Raw genomic sequence first — 6,751 nt, forward strand, 5'->3', positions numbered from 1 at the left:
CGTAGAGCGGGCGGGACTGCGCGGCCTCAATGACGGCCAGAAAATTTCCTATGAAATGGTGCGGGACAAGAGATCGGGCAAAATGTCGGCCGATCAATTGAGCGCCGGCTGATCAATCGCGCTGGCGACTAGCGCGATTGATCTCGAACGGCAGAAAGGCTGGGCCTTATGTCCAGCCTTTTTTGTCAGGTTCATCTATCGATACAGATTCCAGGTTTCTCGCGACAGAAATCAGTGATGCCCAGTATCGCACCCTGAAGAACGCCACGAAGACATCGGTCTCTGACGTCCGCGACGCATCGGTTTTCGAGAAAACACCATCTTCGATATCCCTGCCGGCAGGTTAGCCCATCTGGGTGTATTGCTTCGGCACTCAAGCGGTACAATTATAAGTTGTCGCGAGAGGTTTCGCTCGAATTCAAGAACGACTTTATTCGCGTTGAAGGTGGTCAGGGGCTTGCGAGGTACGGGCCTGAGGTCAGAACTGTATCCGGGGGGATCATGTTTCGTCCTGTTGCAGCTTTCCTGTTCTTCGTGGTCGGCTCGGCAGCCCAGGCTGCGCCGGCGATAGACTGGCGTGTTGAACACCCGTTCCGCTATTTCACCGAGACCAAAGACTTCGACATGCATCGTGAAGCCATGGCAGAGGTCATGGCTGCGAACGGCGGCGCATTGAGCGCTGCGGCGGTTTCCGATCTCGAGCGGCTTGTCAATGATCCGAGGTGGCTGCGCGAATGGTATAAGCAGGACGCGAACCTGTATTCGGATCCGCGGCGGGCCGGACGGCCGGAGCGGGGCTGGGCCCATCACATCAACCGACGTCGCGCCACATGCTGGGACAGCCATCAGCAATGGCACTCGTCCTGCGCCAGCGATACGTTCGGAACGGCATTGAGAACCGACTATGTGCGGCCGCAAACCCATGGCGTCCTGTTTGGCGTTGTGGATGCACCGCAGGGGATGTGCCGCTGGGAGGCGGCCAGGGCGATCTTCGTGGCCGGCCGCGGCAGTCTCGCCGCGCAGACCGAAAAACCGTGCCGCGAGGAGGTAAACGCTCGTATTCCCTTTGAACCGGATATTCCCGAAGCCGACCGTGGTGTCGATGTTTCGGTGACATTGCCCGATGGGACAAGGCTGACGCAGCCATCCGTCTGGGTCCGCGACCGTCTGATCGTCGGCATTGGCGACAGCTTTTCGTCGGGCGAGGGCAATCCGGATTCGCCAGTCGAAATTGATCCATTCTCGCACCGCAGGAACCTGAACATTTCCTTCGTCTACGATCCGGCAAGTCAGGCGCTGCGCTCGAACAAGGCATACTCGCTACCGGTGAGGGCGCAGAATGGGCCGGCCGGGTGGCTTGACCGCAAATGCCATCGATCGGCCTATAGCTATCATCTGCGCACAGCCCTGCAGGTGGCTCTTGCCGATCCGAAACACAGCGCTGTCACGTTCCTTGGTTTCGCCTGTTCCGGCGCGGAAATAACCGAGGGGCTGCTTCTGCCCTATGCCGGGGTGGAGGAAGTGGAAGCGTCCTATTTCCGAGGGGGCGGGCTGCAACGCCGGAACATGCCGCAGATCGATCGCGTCATGATTGAGCTTTGCCGGGATGATCTGACGCGGCATCCCGCAAGGCGAACCATCAGGCTTTCGGAGCCAATTACAGATCCCCGTGGACATGCGCTGCGAAGTGTTTCCCTGCTGAACTGCCCGGCTGGCCGGTTTCTCCGCCCGATCGATCTTCTGATCATCTCGATTGGCGGTAATGATGTTGGCTTTACGCCACTGATCGTCGACGTCCTTACCAAGCAAAGACCGCCTTATGCCGATTTCAACACAGAGCTTCGCGCCAAGGGGCTGTTGACAGATGTCGTCCGGGGAGTCGCGCGAGTGGTCAAGGCCCATGACGTCGCCAAAGCAGAGCAGAGGGCGCGAGAATTGCCGGCGCGCTTTGCGGCATTGCGCCAGGCAATCGCCCCAATCCCGGTCCGGGCGAATGCGGACGGGAAGCCAAATATCATCCTGACAGCCTTCCCCAAGGTGGAGTTCAACGAGGACGGCAGGCTGTGCGGCGAAGCTGATCCACGCGAGCGGCTCGAAGGGTTCAACGTCGGCGGTGTATTGGCCATCGATGTGCCGACACTGCGCCCGGTGAGCCAGTTCGCCAACAATACGCTTTACCCGGCCACACGGGAGGCAGCGCAGGCTGGCAACTGGTATTTCGTTGACGCGCACCGGGTAGCGTTTTCGAAGCACGGAATTTGCGCGCAAAAGCGTGCCGGCGAAAATGTGTCTGCTGCCGAAAACCTGATGTTGCCCTATTATCATTCTGTCAAAAATCAGCGGGACCGTTGGTCCGACTTCGAACCATTTTCCGCCAATCGCGAGGGTGACTTCAGGCCGGCGCGCGATACCCGCGCCTATGCCCCCCGGGAGCGCTGGTTCCGCACGCTCAACGACATCTGTCTGTTCGTTCAGTACCGAGCAAAGGGCGCGCCACCGCCCCCGGATAGATGGGGGCTCATCGACCTCGTCGAGGCCTGTCTCGGCGGGCCGTTCCATCCAACGGCTGAAGGTCATGCGCACATTGCCGACGCCGTATACGGCCAAGGCAAAACGATACTCAGCCTGCCGCAACCGAACCTGTCGGACGTGCGACCGCGTTGATCTTCTAAGTGCCGAAAACCGCCAGGCGGCCATAAGCACGATCAATTGCGATTTGCCAGTGCAGCCCTTGGACGTTCTTTGCAACCGATTTCTTGATTTGCCATCGCTGATCGCCCCGTCTTCGCCATGGCGAAAATTCACCTCGACTGGACATCGAATGACAATTGGCAGTCGACAATGTAGCAATATTGGATGAAGTATTATTGCTAAAAACATCCGATCGTGATCGTAGATATCTTGTATCTGCGACTTAATAAGCTTCATCTCTGAGTTGAGATCAACGAAATTAAATATACCTAATTGGATTACACACGATTTGGCGTATTGATAGATGAAATGTTTTATGGGTATATTCACAGATATAATGTCGTTGCGAAAAAAACCCGAGTAACAGCAATGCAACAATAACTATAATTTATGTTTATGAAGAGTTGCACTTCTCAAAGATTTTAGCGTTCGCAAACGATTCCCATGGGTTGTGCTTTCGCGGAGATCCGGCCTCGACATAGTTCGCAAACGTCTTGCCGGTCCCTTTGCACAACTGTCTAACTCGAAGGAGGCAATTATGAAGGTCGATAATAGGCATCGGCTTGTCAACGACGCTGGGCAGTTGGTTCCGTTCGTCCGCACGCCCAACCAGGGCGGGCCGCTTGCAGGCGGGCAGCCAGAGTACCTGATCATTCACTACACCGCGGGTGCTACCGCCGATGGGGCGATTTCCTGGTTCAGGAATCCGGCCGCCCAGGCTTCGGCGCAATTGGTGATCGGACACAATGGCGCAACGACTCAAATGGCGACTTTCGACCAGACGGCCTGGCACGCGGGCCGATCCTCTTGGAAAGGCATCAATGGCCTCAATTCCCATTCCGTCGGCATCGAAATCGTCAATTGGGGCCTGTTGCATGGCGGGTCGGGAAACTGGAAGTCCTGGGCCGGTAGCAGCGTGCCTGACAATCGCGTGATCATGGCCAGGCACAAGAATTTCGAACCACAAGTCACACATGCCTGGGAGGTATTCGACGAGGACCAGCTCGAGGCGGCGATCGCAGCGGCGGCCGCGATCGTCAGCCGCTACGCCATCCCAGAGGCCAATATTCTCGGCCACGATGACATCGCTCCGATCCGCAAGCAGGATCCGGGTCCCGCCTTCCCGATGAGTTTGTTCAAGGCAAAGGTCTTCGGCCGTGCCGAGGCGACGGGGACGGCTATGAAGGTGCAATCGGCTACTGGACTCAACCTCAGGACGGGACCCGGGATATCCTTTGCGGCGATCACGCTGCTCGCCGACGGGACGAAGGTCATACCGATGGGCAGCGATGGTGTCTGGTTCGAAGTCACGACGCTCAATGCCGCCGGGGCTGAGGACAAGACGGGTTGGGTTCATAGCAAATGGCTTGTTCCGGCCTAACGCGATTACTTTTGTGGCCGCATCGACCGAGGTTCGGGGCTGTGTCATTGTTTGAAGCACAGGCGCAAGACCGCAAGCGCCCCTTTGAAGCGCTTTGCCAGCTTTTCCGGCCAAAGCTTGATCACGGACTGGTGCGGCCTGACCTGCTCCCGCCAGATCAGTCGATTCTCAACTGGAATTTTCCAATAATGCACCCGGTTACGGGGTGAGGAGAATTCGAACGAAGTTCACAAAAGGGCAGAAGACGGCGTTTGTTTTCGACGATCGCCATTTGCTTCACTTGGCGGATCTTGTCGAAGGTTCGGTATGGTTGGTCGTCGCCTTTGTAGCGGATGACCAAGCAACCGCCAGGATGGTTGCGCGTTTGCCGATGGCCGATTGTACCATCTCTGTTGGCTCCAGGATAAGGCGCACCTTACCCACACCGAGGTGCTGGCGGTGAGGTGCCGCTTTGAGACCAAAGGAACTGCTGATCGCAGCGGCGCCGGATATCTTCTTCAACGCCGACCATTATCGCGGCTAACGCGCCTTGCTGGTCAGGCTGCCCGTCGTCGCGCCCGGACAGCCTGCAGCGCCGGGCATGCGTTTCCAGTCGACGCGTCAAAAAGCGCATGCGCTGAAAATAATTTCTGCCAGCGCGATGCATTACCGGGCGCCGGGACGTCCTACTCCACGTCACTATCATGGAGGAACCCCCGCAATGGCCGATTTGTCCCATACCCCCGTCACCCTCATCGGCGCCAGCCGCGGTCTCGGCCGCGTCCTGGCCGAAACCTTTCATCGTCTCGGCGCGCAGGTGCTGGTTGTGGCGCGGGGGCAGGCCGGCCTCGACGCCGTGGCGCGCGACCTGCCAGGCGTGGCGGTGCTGGCGTGCGACGCGTCGGCGCCCGACGCGCCGGACCGCGTGTTCGCCGTCCAGGCGCCGCGCATCCTGATCCTGTGCGGCGGCGCCATGCCGCCATGCCGCCCCTTTCCCGAGGTCGACTGGGTGGAGTTCAGCGGCAACTGGAACAACGATGTGCGCATGAGCTTCCATTTCCTGCAGGCGGCGCTGAAGCGCCCCCTGCCGCCGGGCGCTACCGTCGTCACGATCACCAGCGGCGCCGTGCGCCAGGGCTCGCCGATTTCCGGCGGCTATGCCGGCGCCAAACAGATGCAGATCTTCATGACCGGCTATGCCCAAAAGGCGGCCGACCGTGCCGGCCTCGACCTGCGGTTCCTGTCGCTGGCCCCGGCGCGCCTCATGCCGCAGACGGACATCGGCGCGGCCGCGGTCAAGGGCTATGCCGCCTATAACGGCACCAGCGAAGCCGCCTTCCTCGAGGCAATGGGGCTGGGGCAGACGCCGCTGCAAGTCGCCGACGCGCTACTCGACCTGATCGGGGAGGCGCCGCCGGGCGGCAATTTTATCGTTTCCTCCGATGGGGTGGCGGCGCTAAGCTGATGCGAATGAAGACTTCGATCGCCGTTCCCGATACGTCAGGCGCCTTTTCCGCCCTGGCCGGTGCCATGCGCAGCGAGCTGAAGCGCCATTGCTATCGCATGATGGGCGGCGTGCAGGATGCCGAGGACTGTGTCCAGGAGACGCTGCTGCGCGGTTGGCGCGAATTCGACAGCTTGCGCGAGGGGGCGGCGGGGCGGCCGTGGCTTTACAGCATCGCCACCCGCGTCTGCCTTGACGCCCTGCGCACCCGCCGGCGGCGGCAAACCTTGTTCGGCCCCAGCCTTGATGAGGTCGAGCCGGGGACGGGGCCGTGGGTCGAACCGTGGCCGGGCGGGGTTCCGCCGTCCGGCCCTGAACGCGGGCAGGACATCCGGCTGGCCTTCATCTCGCTGCTGCACGCACTGTCGCCGCGCGCCCGCGCCGTGCTGCTGCTGCACGACGGCGTGGGCATGACGGCGGCGGAGGCGGCGGCCGCGCTCGGCATCAGCGTGGCGGCGGCGCGCAGCGCCCTGCAACGGGCGCGGACCGCCCTGCCGCCGCAGGATGTCGCGGCGGCGGACGACACCCTGGTACAGGCCTATGTCGACGCTTGGAACGCGGGCGACGTTGGTGCGCTGATCGGCCTGTTGCACAGGGATATCGTCCTAACCATGCCGCCGTGGCGCCGCACATTCACCGGCCGCGACGAGGTGGCGCGCTTTATGACCGGCGTCTGGCCGCGCTATGACGGCTTCCGCGCCGTGGCCGTCGTCGCCAACGGGCAGCCGGCGGCGGCCGTTTACACCCGCCGCGACGACGCGCCTTATCTGCCGCATTCCTTGCATGTCTTGGCAGGTAGCGAACAGGTCGGCGAAGTCGTCCTCTATGCCCCGCCGCTGGGCGCGAGCCTGTTTGCGGCCTTCGGCCTGCCGCCGACGGGTTGATGCAAAGAGAAGTGCGTGAGAAATGCCCCCGGCCTTGACCTTTGAGTGCGCAACTTCGTCTGCCTCTACGCAATGGCCACAAAACGCCAAGTCAGCGAGGATGCGCTAGATGGCTTACGCGGCGCTTCGACGACGTTGTCGTCCTCGAGCAAGGGCGGCTTCTAAACAGTGGAAGGTGTCAGCCAACGCGCACGTTGGTACTAATCTAAGGGATAAGCAGCAGGCTTCCGGCGCTGCGTCCAGCCTCGAGTTCAATATGGGCTTTGGCTGCGTCCTTGAGCGCGAATTCCTCGCCCGTGGCGGCGGTGATGT

The 6,751-nt window shown here is 60.9% G+C and carries 4 protein-coding genes and 1 pseudogene; all 5 read left to right on the forward strand.

Annotation, left to right across the window (positions count from 1 at the left end; all coding sequences use genetic code 11):
* Window positions 1–112 (forward strand): annotated as a pseudogene (locus AAAC48_RS16830) (cold-shock protein); the annotation flags it as partial.
* A gap of 389 nt (window positions 113–501) precedes the next feature.
* The gene (locus tag AAAC48_RS16835; RefSeq protein ID WP_340655285.1) at window positions 502–2,664 is read left to right on the forward strand and encodes a hypothetical protein; all 2,163 of its coding nucleotides are present in this window, start codon (window positions 502–504) and stop codon (window positions 2,662–2,664) included.
* Window positions 2,665–3,229: 565 nt separating this feature from the next.
* A complete protein-coding gene (locus AAAC48_RS16840; protein WP_340655286.1) occupies window positions 3,230–4,072 on the forward strand; it encodes an N-acetylmuramoyl-L-alanine amidase in 843 nt (280 codons plus the stop codon).
* Window positions 4,073–4,772: 700 nt separating this feature from the next.
* A complete protein-coding gene (locus tag AAAC48_RS16845; protein WP_340655287.1) occupies window positions 4,773–5,516 on the forward strand; it encodes an SDR family oxidoreductase in 744 nt (247 codons plus the stop codon).
* A 5-nt stretch (window positions 5,517–5,521) separates the two neighbouring features.
* Entirely contained in the window at window positions 5,522–6,439 is a 918-nt protein-coding gene (locus AAAC48_RS16850) for an RNA polymerase subunit sigma-70 (protein WP_340655288.1), read from the forward strand.
* Window positions 6,440–6,751 lie beyond the last annotated feature (312 nt).

This window comes from Phyllobacterium sp. (assembly GCF_037994405.1).
Lineage (GTDB): Bacteria > Pseudomonadota > Alphaproteobacteria > Rhizobiales > Rhizobiaceae > Phyllobacterium.

Coding starts and splice junctions, on each gene's coding strand:
- AAAC48_RS16845 (WP_340655287.1), top strand. CDS start 4,773: ATGGCCGATTTGTCCCATACCCCCGTCACCCTCATCGGCGCCAGCCGC.
- AAAC48_RS16840 (WP_340655286.1), top strand. CDS start 3,230: ATGAAGGTCGATAATAGGCATCGGCTTGTCAACGACGCTGGGCAGTTG.
- AAAC48_RS16835 (WP_340655285.1), top strand. CDS start 502: ATGTTTCGTCCTGTTGCAGCTTTCCTGTTCTTCGTGGTCGGCTCGGCA.
- AAAC48_RS16850 (WP_340655288.1), top strand. CDS start 5,522: ATGAAGACTTCGATCGCCGTTCCCGATACGTCAGGCGCCTTTTCCGCC.